Origin of the sequence: Ornithinimicrobium sp. INDO-MA30-4 (genome assembly GCF_021535045.1) — a bacterium.
Classification (GTDB): Bacteria; Actinomycetota; Actinomycetes; order Actinomycetales; family Dermatophilaceae; genus Ornithinicoccus.
In genome coordinates, this window is record NZ_CP091056.1 from 18,419 (window position 1) to 38,764 (window position 20,346).

At 62.7% G+C, this 20,346-nt stretch carries 18 protein-coding genes, 1 tRNA gene and 6 pseudogenes; 16 read left to right on the forward strand and 9 right to left on the reverse strand.

The genetic code is table 11. The features are described from left to right. Positions 1-83 precede the first annotated feature (83 nt). Together L0A91_RS00095 and pth are read left to right on the forward strand one after the other, a co-directional pair. Positions 84-761 carry a 50S ribosomal protein L25/general stress protein Ctc gene (locus L0A91_RS00095; protein ID WP_235245365.1) on the forward strand — a complete coding sequence of 226 codons (678 nt, stop codon included), beginning with the start codon at positions 84-86 and terminating at the stop codon, positions 759-761. Positions 762-844: 83 nt separating this feature from the next. Continuing rightward, complete coding sequence (gene pth / locus L0A91_RS00100) at positions 845-1,435, forward strand: aminoacyl-tRNA hydrolase (protein WP_235245366.1); 591 nt, start codon at positions 845-847, stop codon at positions 1,433-1,435. Positions 1,436-1,761: 326 nt separating this feature from the next. Here pth and L0A91_RS17855 read toward each other — a convergent pair whose 3' ends face one another. From L0A91_RS17855 to L0A91_RS00110, 3 genes are all read right to left on the reverse strand, one after another. After that, complete coding sequence (locus L0A91_RS17855; protein WP_311197893.1) at positions 1,762-2,049, reverse strand: PspA/IM30 family protein; 288 nt, start codon at positions 2,047-2,049, stop codon at positions 1,762-1,764. Next, a complete protein-coding gene (locus L0A91_RS17860) occupies positions 2,046-2,474 on the reverse strand; it encodes a PspA/IM30 family protein (RefSeq protein WP_311197894.1) in 429 nt (142 codons plus the stop codon). The genes L0A91_RS17855 and L0A91_RS17860 overlap by 4 nt, the downstream gene beginning before the upstream one ends. A gap of 72 nt (positions 2,475-2,546) precedes the next feature. Then, the gene (locus tag L0A91_RS00110; protein WP_235245367.1) at positions 2,547-4,625 is read right to left on the reverse strand and encodes a YgcG family protein; all 2,079 of its coding nucleotides are present in this window, start codon (positions 4,623-4,625) and stop codon (positions 2,547-2,549) included. 557 nt (positions 4,626-5,182) lie between these two features. On the opposite strand from L0A91_RS00110, the pseudogene mfd reads away from it, so the two are divergent. After that, a pseudogene (mfd, locus tag L0A91_RS00115) lies at positions 5,183-8,762 on the forward strand (transcription-repair coupling factor). Here the strand turns inward: mfd and L0A91_RS17040 are convergent. After that, positions 8,703-8,825, reverse strand: a complete 123-nt coding sequence (locus tag L0A91_RS17040; protein ID WP_260115340.1) for a hypothetical protein — start codon at positions 8,823-8,825, stop codon at positions 8,703-8,705. The pseudogene mfd and the gene L0A91_RS17040 sit on opposite strands and share 60 nt — an antisense overlap. On the opposite strand from L0A91_RS17040, the gene L0A91_RS00120 reads away from it, so the two are divergent. From L0A91_RS00120 to L0A91_RS00160, 10 genes and pseudogenes are all read left to right on the forward strand, one after another. After that, entirely contained in the window at positions 8,815-9,234 is a 420-nt protein-coding gene (locus L0A91_RS00120; protein WP_235245368.1) for a SurA N-terminal domain-containing protein, read from the forward strand. The two genes, L0A91_RS17040 and L0A91_RS00120, sit on opposite strands and share 11 nt — an antisense overlap. Beyond that, entirely contained in the window at positions 9,231-9,365 is a 135-nt protein-coding gene (locus L0A91_RS17045; protein WP_260115250.1) for a hypothetical protein, read from the forward strand. The genes L0A91_RS00120 and L0A91_RS17045 overlap by 4 nt, the downstream gene beginning before the upstream one ends. 2 nt (positions 9,366-9,367) lie before the next feature. Further along, on the forward strand, positions 9,368-9,805 hold the full coding sequence (locus L0A91_RS00125) for a hypothetical protein (protein WP_235245369.1): 438 nt from the start codon (positions 9,368-9,370) through the stop codon (positions 9,803-9,805). 16 nt (positions 9,806-9,821) lie between these two features. Continuing rightward, complete coding sequence (locus L0A91_RS00130; protein WP_235245370.1) at positions 9,822-10,007, forward strand: MazG nucleotide pyrophosphohydrolase domain-containing protein; 186 nt, start codon at positions 9,822-9,824, stop codon at positions 10,005-10,007. 170 nt (positions 10,008-10,177) lie between these two features. Beyond that, positions 10,178-10,342, forward strand: a complete 165-nt coding sequence (locus L0A91_RS00135; protein ID WP_235245371.1) for a hypothetical protein — start codon at positions 10,178-10,180, stop codon at positions 10,340-10,342. A gap of 120 nt (positions 10,343-10,462) precedes the next feature. Further along, a pseudogene (eno, locus tag L0A91_RS00140) lies at positions 10,463-11,741 on the forward strand (phosphopyruvate hydratase). A gap of 25 nt (positions 11,742-11,766) precedes the next feature. Beyond that, complete coding sequence (locus L0A91_RS00145; RefSeq protein ID WP_235245372.1) at positions 11,767-12,291, forward strand: septum formation initiator family protein; 525 nt, start codon at positions 11,767-11,769, stop codon at positions 12,289-12,291. Then, positions 12,288-12,865 (forward strand): annotated as a pseudogene (locus tag L0A91_RS00150) (DUF501 domain-containing protein). The gene L0A91_RS00145 and the pseudogene L0A91_RS00150 overlap by 4 nt, the downstream one beginning before the upstream one ends. Next, positions 12,862-13,804: pseudogene (locus L0A91_RS00155) on the forward strand (exopolyphosphatase). Before L0A91_RS00150 ends, L0A91_RS00155 begins: the two co-directional pseudogenes overlap by 4 nt. A gap of 23 nt (positions 13,805-13,827) precedes the next feature. Continuing rightward, positions 13,828-13,901: transfer RNA gene (locus L0A91_RS00160), tRNA-Leu, on the forward strand. Between the two features lie 21 nt (positions 13,902-13,922). Here the strand turns inward: L0A91_RS00160 and L0A91_RS00165 are convergent. The 4 genes and pseudogenes from L0A91_RS00165 to L0A91_RS00185 all read right to left on the reverse strand — a co-directional run bounded on the left by L0A91_RS00165 (position 13,923) and on the right by L0A91_RS00185 (position 17,675). Continuing rightward, positions 13,923-14,057: a UTP--glucose-1-phosphate uridylyltransferase gene (locus L0A91_RS00165; RefSeq protein WP_235245373.1), complete on the reverse strand. Its 135-nt coding sequence runs from the start codon at positions 14,055-14,057 to the stop codon at positions 13,923-13,925. Continuing rightward, positions 14,023-15,299, reverse strand: a pseudogene (locus L0A91_RS19390) (UTP--glucose-1-phosphate uridylyltransferase). The gene L0A91_RS00165 and the pseudogene L0A91_RS19390 overlap by 35 nt, the downstream one beginning before the upstream one ends. Next, positions 15,235-17,010, reverse strand: a complete 1,776-nt coding sequence (locus L0A91_RS00180; protein ID WP_235245376.1) for a hypothetical protein — start codon at positions 17,008-17,010, stop codon at positions 15,235-15,237. Before L0A91_RS00180 ends, L0A91_RS19390 begins: the two are co-directional and overlap by 65 nt. Beyond that, complete coding sequence (locus L0A91_RS00185; protein WP_235245378.1) at positions 17,007-17,675, reverse strand: M14 family zinc carboxypeptidase; 669 nt, start codon at positions 17,673-17,675, stop codon at positions 17,007-17,009. Before L0A91_RS00185 ends, L0A91_RS00180 begins: the two co-directional genes overlap by 4 nt. 178 nt (positions 17,676-17,853) lie before the next feature. Here L0A91_RS00185 and L0A91_RS17865 point away from each other — a divergent pair, with 178 nt between their 5' ends. Genes L0A91_RS17865 through L0A91_RS00195 form a run of 3 tightly spaced genes read left to right on the forward strand, consistent with a single transcriptional unit; the run spans position 17,854 to position 19,059 of the window. Further along, on the forward strand, positions 17,854-18,258 hold the full coding sequence (locus L0A91_RS17865; protein WP_311197896.1) for a Bax inhibitor-1/YccA family protein: 405 nt from the start codon (positions 17,854-17,856) through the stop codon (positions 18,256-18,258). Then, a complete protein-coding gene (locus L0A91_RS17870; RefSeq protein ID WP_311197897.1) occupies positions 18,227-18,739 on the forward strand; it encodes a Bax inhibitor-1/YccA family protein in 513 nt (170 codons plus the stop codon). The genes L0A91_RS17865 and L0A91_RS17870 overlap by 32 nt, the downstream gene beginning before the upstream one ends. Positions 18,740-18,741: 2 nt before the next feature. Further along, positions 18,742-19,059 (forward strand): hypothetical protein, encoded by a 318-nt coding sequence (locus L0A91_RS00195; RefSeq protein ID WP_235245379.1) that lies wholly within the window; start codon positions 18,742-18,744, stop codon positions 19,057-19,059. A 15-nt stretch (positions 19,060-19,074) separates the two neighbouring features. Here the strand turns inward: L0A91_RS00195 and L0A91_RS00200 are convergent. Continuing rightward, a pseudogene (locus tag L0A91_RS00200) lies at positions 19,075-20,295 on the reverse strand (acetyl-CoA C-acetyltransferase). Positions 20,296-20,346: the final 51 nt, after the last annotated feature.

Genomic DNA, 20,346 nt, shown 5'->3' on the forward strand with positions numbered 1-20,346 from the left:
GAAGTGCCCCTGAAGCCCGTGTTATTTCCCGCGCCGAGGCCGTGCACTCCAGGCCATTACCCTGACTTTGAAAGAGGCAATATATGTCCGACCAGACCAGCATTAACGCCACCAAGCGCGAAGAGTTCGGCAAGGGCGCAGCCCGTCGTATCCGTCGCGCGGACCTCGTGCCCGCCGTCCTTTACGGCCACGGTAACGACCCGCTGCACGTCACCCTCCCGGGCCACGCCACGATGATGGCGCTCAAGCTGAGCAACGCCGTCCTGTCGCTGCACGTCGGTGACGAGACCCACCTCGCGCTGGTGAAAGACGTTCAGCGCGACCCGATCAAGCGCACCATCGAGCACGTTGACCTGGTCGAGGTCCGCAAGGGCGAAAAGGTCGAGGTCGATGTTTCCATCCACGTCGAGGGCGACGCTGCTCCCGAGACGGTCGTCAGCTTGGACTACACCGAGATCACCGTTGAGGCTGAGGCCACCAACATCCCCGAGTCCTTCACCGTGTCCATCGAGGGCATGGAGGCTGGCACCCGCATCCTGGCTGGCGAGGTCACCTTGCCCGCAGGCGTCACGCTGGTCACCGACCCCGAGGCGCTCGTGGTTAACGTTGCTCAGGCCATCTCCGAGGAAGAGCTGGAGAGCGAGCTTGCCGAGGCCGAGGCCGAGGCTGGCATCGAGCAGGACCTCTCCGATGAGGAAGAGGCCGAAGCAGCTGAAGCTGGCGACGACGAGAAGGCTGAAGAGAAGACCGAAGAGGCCTGATCTTTCGCTAGCACTTTGCACACGGCGGGCGTTGAGGGAAACCTCGGCGCCCGCCGTTTGTCATCTGAGGAAAGGCAGTGGAGATGGACGCGTGGCTCATCGTCGGCCTAGGCAACCCCGGGCCGAAGTATGCGGGCAACCGGCACAACATCGGCGCGATGGTTGTCGCTGCGCTGGCCAAGGCAGGCAACTCCTCGCTCAAGAAGCACAAGGCCAACGCCTGGGCCGCCGACGTCCGCCTCGGCACCCTTCCTGGTGGCATCCCTGGCCCCAAGGCAGTGATCGCCCAGCCCATGACGTACATGAACACTTCTGGCGGGCCAGTCGCCGGCCTAGCGAAGTTCTATGACATCCCGGCCGAGCGCATTGTTGTGCTACATGATGAGCTCGATATTGACTTTGCCAAGGTGCGGCTGAAGCGTGGCGGGGGAGAGGGCGGCCACAATGGGCTGCGCAGCATTTCGCAGTCCTTGGGCACGAAGGACTACTACCGGATTCGTCTTGGCGTGGGGCGTCCACCGGGACGGCAAGACCCGGCTGACTACGTGTTGAGTGATTTTCCGAGCCGTGAGCAGGTTGATCGTGATTTGCTGATCGGGGATGGCGTTGACGCAGTCGAGGACTTGATCACCCGCGGCCTGGAGGCCACCCAGCAGCGCTTCCATCCCGGCTGACCTCTCGAGCCGCCCGATGTCACCGGATCTCACCGTCTGGTCGCAGAGAATCCCGCTGGTCGCACACATTTCGCGCGGCTAGCGGGAAATAGTGCGATTCGCGTAAACGCGCCCTGCTCGCACGTATAAACACGCGAATCGAGCGCAATCACGCGATTCGCACTTTTGCGAGGGACGCAGCAGGGCATAGGGGAAGACGTAGCGGGGAAGGAGGCCGGCTGGTGGGGCCGACTCCACGGCACAAGAAGCAGCCTGCCAGTTCGCGATGAACCGGCAGGCCGCCCTTTGCGTTATGCGCTGAGGCTTCGTGGCTCCAGCGCTGAGACTTACTTGTTCTTCAGCGCAGCCAGGCGGGCTTCGATCTCACTCTGGTGGCCAACCTCTTCGAGCTCATCGAACTGGTCTTCCAACGTCGTGGCCTGAGCCTCAGCGCGACCCTGCACGAGGGCTTCTTCCTGCTTGATGCGCTGCTCAAAGCGAGACAGGTCGCTGGTCGGGTCCATGACATCGAGGGCCGACATGGCGTTTTGGACCTTGCTCTGGGCCTCGGCGCTGCGAGCGCGAGCGATCAGCTGGCTGCGGCGCGCCTTGAGGTCTTCAAGCTTGGACTTCATCGAGACAAGGCCGTCCTTGAGCTGCTCAACAGTGGCGTTCTGCTGCTCAATGGAGGGCGTGCCTGAGTGACGGCTTCTTCGTGGTTGATCTGACGGCCCAGGGCCAGCTTGGCCAGGTTGTCGAACTTGTCAGCACCAGCGCTATCGCCAGCGGCGCGCATCTGGTCGGCCTTAGCCGATGCGGCCAACGCCTTGCTGCCCCACTCCGAGGAGGCTTCTTCGTCGCTACGCAGGTCGGCTTCGGACATCCGCACGTTGGCGATGGTCTGAGCGACGGCCTCCTCGGCCTCGGCGATCGAGTTGGTGTAGTCGCGGACCAACTGGTCCAGCATCTTCTCCGGGTCTTCTGCGCGGTCCAGGATCGAGTTGATGTTGGCCTTAGCCAACTGGCTGATCCGGCCAAGAATGCTCTGCTTCTGCGTCATCGTGACGTCCTTTCGTTGTGCTCTCTGTTGATTCAGACGGTTGATCCACGGCGGAAGTTCCGCCGCTTGGGGTTAGTTGTCTTTGGGGGCTGGGTTAGAAGCGCCCGCCGCTGCCGAAGCTGCCGCCTCCTCCGCCGAAGCTGCCGCCCCCACCAAACTGCCGCCGCCACCAAAGCCGCCACTGGAACGGCCACCGCCGCCGCCCCATCCGCCGGAGTGTCGTCCCGAACTGCCCAGGATGCCACCCAAGATGAGCGACTCAAGGTTGATGCCTTGGTTGCGGCCGCCTCGCCGCGGTCCACGGTTGAAGCCGCCACCGGTCGGTCCATCCCAGCGGTCCGTGTCGCTTTGGACATTCTGGAATGCACGTTCGCCGAGCTGTTCAGCCTGGTTCAGCAGCGAGCTTGCAGCCAGCGAGTCTGAACTGACCGTCTTTTGGGCTTGGTCCAACAGCCGCAAGGCTTCGGAGATACGGGTGCGTGCGGTGCTGTTGGCCGCACCACGGTGCGCATTGATCGTGCTGTCGATGCTGTGCAGCCGAGCGCTAACTCGAGTGAGACGCGAGTCAAAGGCTTCACGGTTCTTGGTGGTGTCTGCCTCGTGCTTGCGCATCGGCTCAAGAACGGTGTCGAGGTCATGCTCGGCGGCATCCAATCGTGCCAACCCGGCCAGCGGGTCGCCGTCGCGGGTGGACTGTTGCCCCTGCTCGATGGCCGCCCGTGCCTCAACGACAGCGGCTTGCACCGTCGAGTCGTTGGGAGCCAAGCGACTGGCATCTTGGATGTCGGATGAGATGGAGGCGATAGCAATCGAGAGGGCCTCCTTGGCGTTGGCCAGGTCATCGCCAGCACCGGAGATTTGGTCGAGCAACCGCACGGCCAGGCCCACTGACTCTTCGGCTGCGCGGGTCGCGGCGACAGCCGCCGAGCGGTCGTTGGCCAGCGAGGCTTGGCCCGCTTCGACAAATCCCGATGCGCTATCCAGCAAACCATCCAGCTGAGCGCGATGCTCATGAACGGTGCGCAGTGCTGCTGGGGAAAAGCGCGCTTCCAGGCCACGAATCTGCTGGTCGGCGCTTGGGAGCCGGTCGTTGACCTCAGCAATTTGGGTCGTCAAGGCAGCGAGCAAGGCTGGCGCGCGATCTTCGAGGGATCGCAGATCAGCAAACTCTTGGGCGTGGGAGTCCAACTCATTCTTCGCTGCCTTAGAGATGTCGATGATCTGGGCAAGCATGGTGCGCTCCACCGGTTCGGGCTCTTTGTCCGTGTCATCCAACTCTTGGCGGATGCGGAAAGCCTCTTGGGCCTTGGCCCGAGTGGACACCAAGATTTCGCCGAAGCGGCTGGTGCGCTGATCGCCAAATTGAGCCTGGGCAAATGCCAACTCATCCGTTGCCGACCGGATCGCGTTGTCCAGGCTGACCAGCGATTCGGCGGCCATCCGCTGCAGCTCCTGGGTGGGCACACCAGCCGCGGTGGCCTTTTCGCTCGGTGCCGGGCGAGGCCCTCCGGTGTATGTGGTGGTGCGCCCGCTCTTGCTAGTGGACTTGCCACTAAAGAGGTTGGCAACCCATTTGATCACCGTGAAAGCGAAACCAAAGATGAGGGGCAACAAGAAGAACGCGCCGAAACCAAAGAAGCTGCCAAACCCGCTTGAGTCCGAAGAACTAGATGAGTTAGAAGAGCTTGACGTGTCTCCTGCCGAAACATCCGCATAGCCCTGAGATGCTTCGACGACGGCACCAAGCCAGTCGTCATCAGCCAACTGGGGCTCAATGAAGTCAGCTTCAACGGTGGCAACTGAATCGGCGTCCTGCTGCCCCGTGGTTGAGGCAGCTGAACCATACCGACGATCATCAACGGCGACGGCCATCAGCAGATCGTTGCCGCCCATCCCGGAGGTGTCATACGTCTGCTGCGCCCAATCAGCGCCCGACAACCCGTCGAAAGAATCGACATACGCAACGAATAGCTGCTGGTTGGTGTCGTCATCGAGCTCTTGGATCGCGGCCAGGGCTTCCGCCTCGTCACTATCGCTCAAAGCATCAGCGGGGTCATAGATCTGATCGGGCAGGTCCAGCGGGTCTTCCGCGTGGGCGGCGCTCAGCATCGACTCGGGCACAAGCACAGGGGCAGCCACGACCACGGACATACCCAATGCGGCACTTGCCCCGACCCTAGCGACACGACCCACTCGCGACTTGCTCTTCGATCCCTGCACGCTTCACGACCTCCCTCGATGACCCCACCGGTGTGGCGTCAAGGCTAAGACTCATCTTGGCCTATAGAAGTTCCGATTTCTCAGGATTCTGCTAACAGCGCTCAGTGAAATCGCGCCAGCTGCGTCGTGGGCCAGACCCAAGGCCAGCTGAAGTGCAACGTTTTTCAGCGTAGGGATCGTTGTTTCGGGACTGGGCTGGGCTCTGGAGCTGGTCGTTGTCGGCCTTTCCTGTTTTCGTCGGTCTCCAGCCAAACCCTGATCATCACGATGGCGGTCGGCGCTGTGCTGGACATGGTGGGGGCTAACTTGGCCGTAGACGCAACAAAGTCTCGGCCCGCCTACGATCGGTGGCTGCCGTTCTGAAGCGCGGTAGAAGTTGGGTTGAGGTCCGCCCCAGCGAGGTGAGACGGACCTAAGCCGTAGAATGGAGTCATCGCAGGCGCATCTCCAAGAGGGCCCGCGATTAGCCCCGCTTTGAACAGGACGTTATGCCTTTAAACGCTGCACTGGATCTCATCTCAACGGATCCAGGATTTAGTGCTGTCACCCAGGCCGCGACCGACCAGGTTGCGCACCTCGATATCGCCACCGGCAAGGGGATCCACCCGCCGATGGTTGCTGCCCTGACCGGCGAAGGGACCGTCCTCGCCGTCACCGCAACCGGCCGAGAAGCCGACGACATGGCGCTCGCCCTCAGCGACTATCTCCCGGCTGACTCGGTGGCGACGTTCCCCAGTTGGGAGACGCTGCCGCACGAGCGCTTGAGCCCGCGCAGCGACACGGTGGCCAAGCGCATCGCGGTCTTGCGGCGCCTCGCGCACCCAGATGCCAGCGACAGCGCCTATGGTCCGCTCAAGGTTGTGGTGGCGAGCGTGCGCGCCCTGGTGCAGCCCATCGTCAAGGGCCTGGGCGAACTGGTGCCGGTGCAACTTCGCGCGGGCGACGAGATGGACCTTTCCGACGTCGTTGAAGCGCTCACCAATGCCGCCTATACCCGTTCTGACCTGGTCGAGCGTCGTGGCGAGTTCGCAGTTCGCGGTGGCATCCTCGATGTCTTCCCACCCACCGAAGAGCACCCGCTCCGCATCGACTTCTGGGGCGACCAGGTGGAAGAGATCCGTTGGTTCAAGGTGGCCGACCAGAGATCCCTAGAGATCGCTGACCACGGTCTTTGGGCCCCGCCGTGCCGTGAATTGCTGCTCACTGAAGAGGTGCAACAGCGAGCCCGCGACCTCGCGCCAACGCTGCCAGGCGTGCAGGACATGCTGTCCAAGGTGGCCGAAGGCATCGCCGTCGAAGGCATGGAGTCCCTCGCGCCGATTCTGGTCAACGGCATGGAGACCGTGCTCGACGTGCTGCCGAGCAGTCACGGGTGCTCATCCTCGACCCCGAACGCGTCCGCACCCGGGCGCACGACTTGGTGTCGACCAGCGAAGAGTTTTGCAGGCCAGTTGGGCCAACGCCGCGGCCGGAAACGCAGTGCCGGTGGACCTGGAATCCGTCCTGGGCACCGCGTCATACCTGGGTCTGGCACAGGCACACGAAATCAGCGACAACTTGGGTATGCCGTGGTGGCGCGTCACTCAGTTTGGTAGTGACGAGGGACTCGAGGAGTTCGTCGAGGACGCCAACCCGGTTGAGCAGGTCCGTGTTGAGGCTCCTGCCCTCAACGCCTATCGCGGCGACGTCGAAGCCGTCGTTGCTGACGTCAAGGAATGGCTCTCGGCCGGTCGGCAAGTGTCCTGGCCATGGAGGGCGCCGGGATGGCCCGCCGGGTTGCGGAGGTGTTGGGCGGCCAAGGAGTAGCCCACCGGATCGACACCGACCTGGAGGTCATTGAGCCCGGAATGGTGCACGTCACCACCGGGTCCGTCGGGCGAGGTTTCGACCTTCCCGGGGCCAACCTGATCATGATGGGCGAGACCGACCTCACCGGTCAGGTCAACGTCGCTGGCTCAACCAAAGACATGCGCAAGATGCCTTCGCGGCGCCGAGGCCAGGTTGACCCACTGCAGTTGCGCACCGGCGACTTTGTGGTGCATGAGCAGCATGGTGTCGGCAAGTTCATCGAGATGTCCCAGCGCACCGTGGCTGGGGCAACCCGCGAATACCTGGTCCTTGAATACTCCGCGTCCAAGCGGGGCCAGCCAGGCGACCGGCTCTTTGTGCCCACCGACCAACTCGACCAAATCACCAGGTATGTCGGTGGCGAGTCTCCCAGCCTGAACCGCCTTGGCGGCTCGGACTGGCAAAGACCAAGTCGCGGGCTAAGCGCCACGTCAAGCAGATCGCGAATGAGTTGATCCGCCTCTACAGCGCTCGCGCGGCGACCAAGGGACATGCTTTTGCCCCGGACACCCCGTGGCAGCGTGAGTTGGAAGACGCGTTCGCCTTCACCGAGACGCCGGACCAGTTGTCCAGCATCGACGAGGTCAAGGGCGACATGGAAAAGGTCATGCCGATGGATCGCCTGATCTGTGGCGACGTGGGCTATGGCAAGACCGAGATCGCAGTGCGTGCCGCGTTTAAGGCGATCCAAGACGGCAAGCAGGTCGCCGTCTTGGTGCCGACGACGCTGCTCGTGCAGCAACACCTCAACACCTTCACCGACCGCTATCGGCAGTTCCCGGTCAACGTGGCCGCTTTGTCGCGATTCCAGACCGACAAGGAAGCAAAGAGGTCATTGCCAAAATCAACGATGGATCCGTCGATCTGGTGATCGGCACCCACCGCCTGCTGTCCGCCACCGTGCGGTTCAAGGAGTTGGGCCTGGTCATCATTGATGAGGAGCAGCGCTTTGGCGTCGAGCACAAAGAACAACTCAAGGCGATGCGCACCAACGTTGACGTGCTCGCCATGTCGGCCACCCCGATCCCGCGAACCCTCGAGATGGCTGTGACCGGCATCCGCGAGATGTCCACGCTGACCACCCCACCAGAAGAGCGGCACCCGGTGCTGACCTTCGTCGGTGGCTATGACGAGAAGCAGATCGGTGCCTCGATCCGCCGTGAGTTGTTGCGCGATGGCCAGGTCTTTTATGTGCACAACCGGGTCAGTTCGATTGAGCGCGCCGCAGCCCGCATCCGCGATTTGGTGCCCGAAGCCCGAGTCACCGTCGCGCACGGACAGATGGGTGAGCACCAGCTGGAGCAAGTGGTGCTCGACTTCTGGGAGGGCCGCTCTGACGTGCTGGTCTGCACCACGATCGTCGAGACTGGTCTCGATATCTCCAACGCCAACACCCTCATCGTGGAACGCGCCGACCAAATGGGTCTGTCGCAACTGCACCAGTTGCGCGGACGCGTTGGTCGTGGCCGCGACCGGGCCTACTCCTATTTCCTCTATCCGCCAGAGAAACCGCTCACTGAGACGGCCGTCGACCGGCTGCAGACGATCGCCGGGCATACCGACCTCGGAGCGGGTATGGCCGTGGCCATGAAGGACTTGGAGATCCGCGGTGCGGGCAACCTGCTCGGCGGCGAACAGTCGGGCCACATCGCTGGCGTGGGCTTCGACCTCTATGTGCGCCTCGTCGGCGAAGCTGTGGCCGCCTATAAGGGCGAAGACGAACAAGGCCCGGTCGAAGTCAAGATCGAGCTGCCGGTCGATGCTCACCTGCCGCATGAGTATGTGCCGGGGGAGCGGTTGCGCCTAGAGGCCTATCGCAAGCTGGCGCAAGTGCGAGACCTCGACGAGCTCGACGCGATCCGCGAAGAACTCACCGACCGCTATGGCACACCACCACCACCGGTCGAGACGCTGCTCGAAGTCGCCAACTGCGCACGTATGCGCGCGCTGCCGGGATTAGCGACATCGCGAGCCAGGGCAGAGCATCCGCTTCGCGCCGGTGGACGATCTGCGGGAGAGCCAGGTGCTGCGGCTCAACCGTCTCTACCCAGGAACGTTGATCAAGGCGACTACTCGCACCGTTTTGGTGCCCGGACCGAAAACGGCTCGGGTCGGCGGCAAGCCGCTGCGTGATGGTGCCGTCTTGAGTGGGCAGGACAGCTAATCCGGGCCGTGCTGCTCGACGACATCGGTGCCGCGGCCGCCCAATCCGCCAAATGAGTACGGCAATGACAATGCACACGACCAACCTGGCTGATGCCAAGATCGGCGAATGAGTGACATGATGACTTCCGTGAAGAAAGCGATCGGGACAGCAACGGCAGTAACCGCCACTCTGATGCTCGCTGCGTGCGGCACCGGCGGTGAGATTGAGGCGGGGCAAGCAGCAGTGGTGGACGGCGTCGTCATCACCGAGGCAGACCTGCAGGAGAGCACATCGCAGCTGAACACTGTGTTGGGCCAGCCCATCACGCCAGCCACCGCCTTGCAGACCGCGATCACCGCGCCATCGATTGAGAAAGCGTTCACCGACGCCGGCGTCCTCATCAGCGATGAGGCCTTGGTTGCTGAGTTGCAAGGATCAGGCGTCCCGACCCCCAACGACATCACCATCGACGTGGCACGAGTGATCCGCTACACAACCGTGTTGCAGGACCCGGCTTTGCGGCCAGCCCCGAGAGCGCTCAGGTGAACGAAGCTCTGTCGGCCATGGACGCCTCCGAGATGAGTGTTGAAATCAACCCTCGCTATGGCACCTGGGACCCGGTGCAACTGGGCGCCATCAACGTTGACCCGCCTGAGTGGATCACCTCCGAACAGTGAAATTGCTGCTGACCTCTCCGCGTTTGCCGGCCGGTCTGCTCTCGCGATCGGCCTGGAGTGCAATCGAGTCAGCGGCCAGCGTCTGGGCGCGCGACGCAGCAGACCCACTCGCCCAAGAGGTCACCAACCAGGGGATAACAGTGCACTGCGTGGGCGATGTTGTTGCCCACGAATTGGCGAGCCAGTTGCTGGCAGCCGATGCGAAGCAAGACGTCCTGTGGTTAAACAGCCCCGATGGCGATCCCGGATTGCATGAGGCGCTCGCGGCCCAACTGACCAGCGCCGAAGACCCCGCCGAGCTGGAAATTGTGGTCGGCTCGTGGGATCCGCCCGGCGCTCGCTTGCTGGACGTGGTTGCGGTGATGGATCGGCTGCGATCGCCCGGGGTTGCCCTGGGACGCCGAACAGACACACGCCAGCCTCACGCCATACCTGGTTGAAGAAGCCTTTGAGGCAGTGGAGGCGCTGGAGTCTGGCGACCCTGACCACATGAGCGAAGAGCTTGGCGATGTGCTGCTGCAGGTCTTGTTCCATGCTCGAGTGGCTGAAGAGAACGCCGACGCGGGCTTCGACATTGACGAGATTGCGGCGGGGTTGGTGGCCAACTGGTGCGACGCCACCCCACGTCTTTGCCGATGGTGATGCCAGCAATCCGGACGAAGTCGCGCTGCGCTGGGACGAGATCAAGGCGCAAGAGAAGCCAGAGCGTGGACACGTCCTCGACGGAATCCCTGGGGGTATGCCGGAGTTGGCGAAAGCAAACAAGTTCGCCTCGCGCTTGAAAAGCACGGTCTCGGTGCCTGGCTATCCGAGTGGATAGCCGAGCAACCAGCAGAAATGGATCGACTGACGCCTACGGGTTGACCGTCCTCGGGCTGGTGCTGCGAGCCCGGGCCGACGGCGTGGACCTGTCAGCCGCAACCCGCGAGACCCTGCGCAAGATGGCAGCAGCCGTGCCATCGACTTCGGCTAACTAGCGATTGCTGCCGCACGGGTCCGCCTAGACCCGATAGGCTCATCCCTGAAGCAATGTCGCCTCGCTCCGCCCGCCGCCGGTGGGCTGGGCACCGCCGAACGAGCAGACCTAAGGAGTTCATATGGCAGTCATTGACGCCATCATTGCCCGAGAGATTTGGACTCACGAGGCAACCCCACCGTCGAGGTTGAGGTCCTTCTCGACGACGGCATCGTGGCCCGCGCCGCAGTGCCATCAGGCGCATCCACGGGTGCCTTTGAGGCCGTTGAGCGCCGTGATGGTGACGACAGCCGCTACCTGGGCAAGGGCGTCGAGCAGGCTGTTGCCGCGGTGATGGATGACCTGGAGCCGCGCCTCATTGGTTTCGATGCCAGCGAGCAGCGCTTGGTCGACAACGAGATGCTGGCCGTTGACGGCACCGACAACAAGGCCGAGATCGGCGCTAACGCCATCTTGGGTGTTTCCTGGCCGTAGCCAAGGCTGCCGCTGAGTCTGCTGGGCTGCCGCTGTTCCGCTACCTCGGTGGCCCGAACGCGCACCTGCTGCCGGTCCCGATGATGAACATTCTCAACGGTGGGTCGCACGCTGACTCCAACGTCGACATCCAAGAGTTCATGATTGCTCCCATCGGCGCTGGATCCTTCCGCGAAGCGCTGCGCTGGGGCGCTGAGGTCTACCACGCACTCAAGAGCGTGCTCAAGGAACGTGGCCTCTCGACCGGCCTGGGCGACGAAGGTGGCTTCGCGCCGAACCTCGAGTCCAACCGCGCCGCCTTGGACCTCATCCTCGAGGCCATCAACAAGGCCGGCTACACCCCAGGAAGCGACATTGCCCTGGCCCTGGATGTGGCAGCTAGCGAGTTCTTCAACGACGGTGTGTACACCTTCGAAGGCGAGAGCCGTTCCGCTGCCGAGATGACGGACTACTACGCCGAATTGGTCGACGCATACCCGCTGGTCTCGATTGAGGACCCGTTGGATGAGGACGACTGGGCGGGCTACCAGACCATTACCGAGCGCTTGGGCAAGAAGGTCCAACTCGTTGGTGATGACCTGTTCGTGACCAACCCGACCCGCCTGCAGCGTGGCATCGACGAAGACTCGGCAAACGCCTTGCTCGTGAAGGTCAACCAGATTGGTTCGTTGACCGAAACCCTCGACGCAGTCACGCTGGCTCAGACCAACGGTTTCCGTTGCATGATGAGTCACCGTTCCGGCGAGACCGAAGATGTCACCATCGCCGACCTGGCCGTGGCCACCAACTGCGGTCAGATCAAGACGGGTGCCCCCGCTCGCTCCGAGCGCGTGGCCAAGTACAACCAGTTGCTGCGTATCGAAGAGGAACTGGACGACGCGGCAATCTACGCGGGCGCCGGCGCTTTCCCTCGGTTCAAGGCCTGAGCCAAGAACGTAGGTTGTTGAACACATGAGTAACCGCGGTCCCGGTCGAGCGAACGCTAGTCGGCCGGCAAAAACCACCCGCCCTGGGGCGTCGAATACGCGACCCAAGGCGGGTGGTGACCGCACCTCCAGCGCCAAGCCAGCACGCAAAAACAGCACCCCGCAGGTCCTGCGGATGGCTTTTGTTCTGCTGGTCTTTGTGCTGGTCTGCGTTTTCCTCTTCCCCACCGTGCGCGGCTACATCAGTCAGCGCCAAGAAATTGCTGCACTCCAACAAGACATCGAGAACCAAAAACGGGACATCGAAGCGTTGGAAGGGCAAATCTCAGCGTGGGAAGACCCCGATTACGTCGAGCAACAGGCTCGTGAGCGCCTGCGGTTCGTTCGCCCCGGAGAAACAGCATTCACTGTGCTGGATGACACCGGCGCTCAGTTGACCGAAGCGATTCCGGGGATGGCCCCGGTGAGCAATGACATCCACGAACTGGGCCCTTGGTATGGCGAAGTTTGGGAGTCGATCAAAGTTTCCAACGAAGGACTTCCCGAATGACATCGGTGGCTGACACCGTCTTGCACGCGCCCGATCCCACAGCACCCACGCCGGCGGACCTGGAAGCGGTCACCGCACAGCTTGGTCGCCCGGTGCGCGGCGTTGTCTCGATCGCACACCGCTGCCCGTGTGGCTGCCCGACGGTGGTGCGCACCGAACCGCGACTGCCGAATGGCACTCCTTCCCCACTTCCTTTTATGCGACCTGTCCCAAACTGACGGGAGCGATCTCGACTCTTGAGGGCTCAGGCATGATGCGCGAGATGAGTGAGCGCATCGCGGCTGACCCTGCGCTGGCTGCTGCGTATCAGGCTGCGCACGAGGACTACTTGCGTCGCCGTGCCGAGTTGGGTGATGTCCCAGAGGTCGAAGGGATCTCAGCCGGTGGAATGCCGACCCGCGTCAAATGCCTGCACGTGCTGGTGGCACACTCACTGGCTGTCGGCCCCGGCATCAACCCGCTGGGTGACGAGGCCATCGCTGCCCTGCCCCGCTGGTGGGACAACGGTTGCTGCGGCGAGGACGACGCCGACAAGCACGAAAGCAAGCAAGACGATGAGGAGGTCAGCCCGTGAAGCGCGTTGGAGCGGTCGACTGTGGCACCAACTCGATCAGGTTGCTGATCGCAGACATTGATGACGACGGCAAGAGCCTGCAGCACATCACCCGGCAAATGCAGATTGTCCGACTGGGGCACGGGGTGGACGCCACCAAGCGCATTGCGCCCGAGTCAATGGAGCGCACCCTCAAGGCCGCCCGCGAGTATGCCGCGGCCTGCTCTGAGGCAGGATGCGAGTCTGTTCGTTTCGTTGCCACGTCAGCCTCACGCGACGCGCAGAACGCGGATGAGTTCATCGCTGGCGTGCAAGAAGCTTTGCTGCCTTCGGCACCGGCCCTGAGGTGGTGAGCGGTCACGAAGAGGCCTCGCTGTCTTTTGCCGGCGCTACTGGCGACCTACGCGCGGAAGGTGCTGCCGCGCCATACCTCGTGCTCGATATTGGTGGCGGTTCGACTGAGTTTGTCCGAGGCGACGGTGACGTTGAGCAATCACACTCGGTCAACATGGGGTGTGTCCGGTTGACCGAGCGTCATCTAGCGGGGGACCCACCCACCGAAGCACAGGTCGAAGCAGCGCTGACAACATCCATGCTGGCATCGACGAGGCAGCGCAGGATGTTGATTTCACTGGCATCTCAACCCTGGTTGGCCTTGCTGGCTCGGTCACCACCATCACGGCGCATGCGCTCAACTTGAGCGAATACGACAGCGAGCGGATCCACGGCGTGACCTTGCCGGTCGAAGACGTGCTGGCAGCCTGCACTGACTTGGTGCAGCGCGACCGTGAGCAGCGAGCAGAGTTGGGCTTCATGCACCCCGGACGTGTCGACGTCATCGGCGCTGGGGCCTTGGTCTGGCGCTCAGTCATCGAGCGGTTGGTGCGCGACTCCGGCATCACCCACGTCCGCACTTCCGAGCGCGACATCCTTGATGGCATTGCGCTTTCGCAGGCCTAAACATTAGGTAACCTTAGGCCCGCGCCCCCGTAGCCCAACCGGCAGAGGCAGCCCACTTAAAATGGGTCCAGTACGGGTTCGAATCCCGTCGGGGGCACACTTCTAGCAGTTTTCAGGCTCAGCCTGAGAGCACGGTCCCGTCGCTGACGTGCGTGATTTTGCCGTTGTCTGGCAACTCCACGTGCCCCTCAACGACCACATCGCGGCCGAAGGTCCAGTCACCGTTGATGGTGAAGGACGAGGCGTTCTTCAACGAAGGCGGTCAAGGGGAATCGGGCATTGAAGTCTCGAATGCCTCGATAGTTCGGGTTCAGCGTGATGAGGGGCAAGGGATCAACCAGCGCGTCCAAGGTGCCGTCATCGGCGACCCGGAAGGCGTCAGAGCGCAGCAGCAGCAAGTCTTCCGTTGACTTGACCGGGCGGAAGCGCGAGGCGGGCACTTCGATGGCCGTGGCGCCGTCGAAAATCTCAATCGCAGCACCCATCGCGCTCTCGACCTGGATCACCGGCGTCGAGGTGGGGTCGTTCGGGTCCACGTGCTTGTCATTGCGAATCAGCGGGAGTCCGAGCACCCCGCTGTGCTCCTCGAGGGCGGCCTTGGCCTGACGCAGGTCCAGCCACAAGTTATTGGTGTTGAAGTAGTGGTGACGCTCGATGTCAGCGAAGTGCACGCGGTCTTCGGGCGCGACCTGGGCTAACTCACGCAAGATGAGCCGGTTGTCCTCAATCCGCAGTGCCAAGTGACCACCCTTGCGGTCAGCGGGAGTGCGTCGGCAAACTTCCATGGCAAAGGCCGCTCCGCGCCGGGCAAACCAGTCAGCAATCGCGGCCGACGGTGCTGCACCAACGTTGTCCGCATTAGAGACAAACGCGTAGCGGAACCCGGCGTCCAAGAGGTCATCCAGCATGCCGGAGCTCAGCAGGGACACGTAAATGTCCCCATGTCCTGGCGGGCACCATTCCAAGGCCGGGTCAGCGGGCCATTGCACAGGGTCAGATCATCGGTGCGAATCTTGGGCTGTTGGCTCTGCAGGAAGTCCTGGCGGATGCCGGGCACCGGAAGGTCAGGATGTTGCGCTAGGGCGCTCAAGCAGCCCTTGCGCGTGTTAAAGCTGTGCATCAGGACCAGCGGCAGAGCAGCGCCAGTCCGTTCCCGCGCATACCGGACCTGCCGAACGATGAGGTCGAGGAAGGTGGCGTCTTGTCGGACTTCCAGCAGCGACTTGGCGCGGTCCATCCCCATGGAGGTCCCCAGGCCGCCGTTGAGCTTGATGATGGCCGTCCGCGCAAGTGCAGCAGTGTCGGCATCGGGGGACAGGTCGTGCAACTTATCGGCCGTGCCGACGGGCCGGATCGTACCCTCGTGGATGTCGACGTCGTCGCCATGCTGCAACTTCAGCCAGTGATGTTTGAACACCTCAATGGCAGGTTCAGCCACTTGGGCTGCCCGCATCCGCTCGGTGGCTTCTTCTAGCCCCGAAATCTGAGGAATCATCGCCGCTATCGTGCCATCTCGTCAGGGTTTGCCAGCGTCGTCCAGGCAATCGCCGCGCCGACCAGTGGGAACTGCCCTTGGGGGTGGGCGCGAAGAGTGGGTCGCTGCCAAAGAGGACGATAGGGGCACCGCTCGTGGTGCCGGTTTGGTCCACGCCGTGCACAACCAGTGCCTGGCCGCCGGCGTCAATCGGACCCGTCGCACCTGCACCAGCGGCACGCCAGTGGCCGCTAAGAAGAGGGTTGGTGGACAAGCGTTGATCAACTATGACGTCAGAGCCAAGGTCGGTGAACCAGACCGGGCCGTAGGCGAACGTCTGCTCCGTGGCGCGCGTGGCGATGGGCCCGGCAGTCGACGTGACGTTCACAATGCCGTTGGCATGGGCCGGCCCTGGCTCGGCAGTGGCGTCGAGGCCATCGATCTCCTCATTGAGGTCGGCACCGACTTCGCCCTGGGCAATCAAACCGCCACCGTCAGCCAGGAACGCCGAAAATTCATCCTTGGCGTCCGTCTCAAGGCTGTCCCAGCGTAGATCGCTCGAGACATAGGCAACGTCAAAGTCCTGCCAAGCGAACCCATCATTCAGGTCCTCGCCGGAAAACTCGGTGACGGCAAAGCCCATCTGCCCCAGCGCGGCAACCTCGCCAGGCTCGGCCGCAGCAGCGACCTGGATCTCATCGGTGAGGGCGTTCGCGGTGGTTTGATCGCGCGTTTCCGCATCAACAGTGAGGATCTCAATGCCGTGCGTGGCAGCGGCAGCCTTGGCAGCCGAGGCTCCATCGCGCGGGATGATGACTTGTCCGTCGGGCGACCAACCAAGAGCAACATCAGCAGCGAGCAGGTCATTCATGGCAGCCACGTTGCTGGGATCGGTCAAGGTCAACGCCCATGGGCCAGCGCCGGTGAGGCCGCCGGTGTCTTGGGCGGATGCCACTGGATCGCTGAGGTCGGGGAGGTCTGCTGCGTCTTCAACCCGAATGACGTCGGCGCCCCACAGTTCAGCTAACGACCAGGCTGCGACGTCATACATGCTTTCCACCCGGGTGGAAATGTCGCTGCCTTGGCCCAGCATGGCTCCGGCGACACCCCGCTTGGCCTGTTCACCCGGGACGACATAGCTCCCAGCGGGGTAGGCAACTCCATCGAGTCGAAAACCCTGGGTTGACTGAGTCACCACAACGTCGTTGGCCACCAACGCGTCAATCAAGCGTGCCGCCGCAGGCTCCGAACGTTGGTGGACTCCCTGCGGGATCACGTATGCGTCGGCAAACTCGGTGAGGAAAACATCCTCCGTGCCGATCACATCCAGGTCCAATTCGGTCGCAGGTCGTTGCTCGGCGTTTGCTTCGCCGCGGTCAAAAGTCTCTTGCTGGTTGGCGAGCAGGCTGTCGGCCTCGTCGCTGACGTAGTCAAGGGTGGAGCGCATCACCTGGTCGGCGATGGCGACGTTGATGCCCGAGCGCCGATCCAATTCACCCTGTTCAAGGTCGTAGGCACCGTTGTTGGTCCTCAGCGGCAACTCAACAGTCAGAGCCACCGTGCCGTGCAGGCTGGCGTATTGCGGCAGAAAGACCGGTGGCCAGCCATCCCAGCCATCGCTCCACTCGCGCAGCGGGATTTGCACGTCGCGGACATCGGCGGAGTCATCGAGGTCCAGTGAGTTGATCCCTGACTCGATCTCCAGGCCCAAGGGGTAGGAGTTTTCAATCAATAAATCGAATTCGGCGTTTTCGCCGTGTGGGGAGTCGTTGGCTCGACGAGCGTGCCGTTGACATAGCCGTGCAGATCCACCAGTGCCAGCGGTTGCTGCTCGATGACGACATCTCGCAGGGCTTGCGTCTCGGGCTGACTTGCCGTCATGAAGTCGCGGTTGAGGTCAATGCCAGCCGCGTTCTCGCGGGTGTTGTTAAACCGGCCATCAGGGTTTGCTGTGACGACGAAGGAAACCCGGGTGGATTCCAACCAAGCCACCTCGGCCTCATCAGTGCTGGTGGCTAGATCCTCGATGAGTTGAAGTGCAGCATCGGAACCCTCCCACTCATCGCCGTGCAGATTAGCGGTGAACAGGACAACCGGGAGGTCATCGTCGGCCGCAGGATCGGTCACCGTCACCAGCAAGAGGTCCCGGCCTTCGACGCTCTCGCCGATGATTTCGGTGCTCACACGGTCGTTGTTGCTTGCCAAGGCGAGAAGTCGCTCGTTGATTTCCGCGGATTCCACGAGGCCAATGGCACCGGCCGCGTCTAGGCTGAGATTCTCGTTTTGGGTGGCAATACTGGAAGTGACGGGCACGGCTGACGCGGTCGCTGACATCCCAGCGGAGGTGACTGCGAGGCCCAGTGCGAGGGCAAAGGGCATGGCGCGGCGACTACCCATCACATGCCCTCCTTCTCCCGTCCGAAAGACCTAGCCTAACCACCTCTGGCCCAGAGCCACAGACGAGGTTTCGAGATGTGGATAAGCGCGCAGGCTATGTGGGAACAGAAGTTGCTCGCCAAACGCTCTAAACTATGGAACGAGAAGTCGTTTTAGGCATATACGAGAGGAAGGCCTCATGGCCAACAACCCGGTCTTCAACCGGATCGACAAAGAATCGTCGCAGTATGCGGGCTTCGGTTCACCGCAGCAGGGTGGCGCCCAGCAGGGCCAGCCCATGCCGACTGGCTACCCGGGCCCCTCGGAGAGCATGTCGCCTGAGCAGCTTGAGCAGATGTATGGCCAGGGTTCGGCAACGCCCGGAGACACCGGTCGCGTGACGATCGACGACGTCATGATGAAGTCACTTGGCATCTTTGCCATCGTGCTTGTCACGGCCTTCGCCAGCTGGCAGATCACCGCACCCGACGATGTCACCGGTCAAATGTCGCCGCTGACGATGCCGATCTGGCTGTTGGGCATGTTCGGCTCGCTCGGCTTGTCGTTTGCTATTGCCTTCTCAAGAAGGTCAATGTCCCGCTGATTATCGCTCACGCACTCCTGCAGGAGCGTTTCTCGGTGCTGTCAGCGTCTACTTCAACGCCATCTATGCAGGCGTCGTTGCCAGTGCTGTTGTGGCGACGTTGGGCACCTTTGCAGGTATGTTCCTGGCCTGGAAGATCGGCTTTATTAAGGTCACCAGCAAGTCGCGGCGCATCTTCGGCATGATGGCTATGGGCTACCTGGTCTTTGCTCTTGTCAACGTTGGCGCTAGCTTCTTGGGCTTTGGCGGCGGTGCAGGCATCTACGGTGGAGGCGGCTGGCTTCCGATCGTTGTCTCTCTGCTCGGTGTTGCATTGGCTTCCTACAGCCTGGCGATCGACTTCGACTCGATCGATCGTGGCATCAAGGGTGGGGCCCCGCAGAAGTACTCGTGGCTAATGGCTCACGGTCTAGTCGCCAGCCTGGTCTGGCTCTACATCGAGTTCCTGCGTCTGTTCGCCATCTTGGCTAACAACGACTGACCATGCACGGCTCATCCGCAGACCAATCGCCTAGCGAAGTCGTGGATGTTGAGATTGAGCGCCTGGACCGGCGGTGGCAACAGCTGCCGTTGGACCAGGCGCTCGCTGCATTCCCTGGCCTCTTGGCGGCGGTGCGGCAGATCGCCGAGGAGACACCGTGGCCCGTCGGCCTCGCCGCCAGACGGCAGGCGGTCCCCGATCTTGGCCCCGCTGTGGCGGTTGATCAACTCAAAGTCATCTGTGCTGACTACACGCAAGTGGGCGGCCAACCCGCTTGGTTAGCCGCCCATCTCACTGCCTTGCGACGTTCGCTGCCGTAGCCGCGAACGCAGCGACTACGAGAGTCGCTCGAAAATCACGGCCATACCCTGGCCGCCACCCACGCACATGGTCTCCAGACCAAACTGCCCATCCTTATGGCGTAGCGCGTTAATCAGCGTCGTCGTGATCCGCGCGCCAGTAGCCCCGAAGGGGTGGCCCAACGCGATAGCACCGCCGTGCACGTTGAGCTTGTCGTAGTCCATGCCCAAGTCATCCGCACTCGGCAGCACCTGAGCGGCGAAAGCCTCGTTGATTTCGTACAGGTCCATGTCCGAGATCGACATGCCAGCGCGGGCCAACGCCTTGCGTGATGCCTCGACCGGCCCCAGGCCCATGATCTCGGGGAGAGCCCAGAGGCCGCGGTGGCCACGACGCGGGCCAACGGCGTCAGGCCTAACTCCTTGGCCTTCACATCACTCATGATGACCAGCGCTGCCGCTCCATCGTTGAGCGGGCAGCAGTTGCCAGCAGTCACGGTGCCATCGGCGCGGAATACGGGCTGCAGCGTTGAGATCTTCTCCAGCGTCACACCAGCACGGGGGCCGTCGTCGGTGCTGACGACGCTGCCGTCGGCCAAGGTCACTGGGGCAATCTCGGTGTCGAAGATGCCGGCCTTGATCGCGGCCTCCGCTCGATTTTGGCTACTCACGCCCCACTCGTCCTGGCGTTGGCGCGAGATGCCCCGGGACGTGGCGACGTTCTCGGCGGTCTGTCCCATGGCCAGGTATGCGTCGGGCAGCAACCCCTGCTCGCGGGGGTCGGTCCACACCTCATTTGACTCAGCCATCGCTGCTGAACGGGCCTGGGCATCGGCAAAGATTGGGTTTTGAGTTGAACCGGCAGAGCCACCGGCACCAGCGAAGTCCGCATACCGCGAGACGCACTCCACCCCGGCGCTGATGAAAGCATCCCTTCGCCGGACTTGATGGCGTGGAAAGCCATCGCGGTCGTTTGTGCCGAGGAAGCGCAGAACCGGTTCACGGTGGCGCCGGGCAGGTGGTCCTGGCCTAGTAGGACAGAAACGATTCGGGCCATGTTTGAGCCGTGTTCGGCCGAAGGCTCAGCGCAGCCCAGGTAGAGGTCCTCGAGCAGACGCGGGTCGACACCCGGCACGTCGTTGAGCGCCGCTTGGATGGCGACCGCAGCGAGGTCGTCGGGGCGCATGGATTTGAGCGACCCCTTAAAGCGCGACCAATGGGTGTGCGCTTCGCGGCGACGATGACGGCCTCAGCCATGATTCCTCCAGTGCAAACAGGGACGTTCCTGCGAGTGTATGACGCACCTCT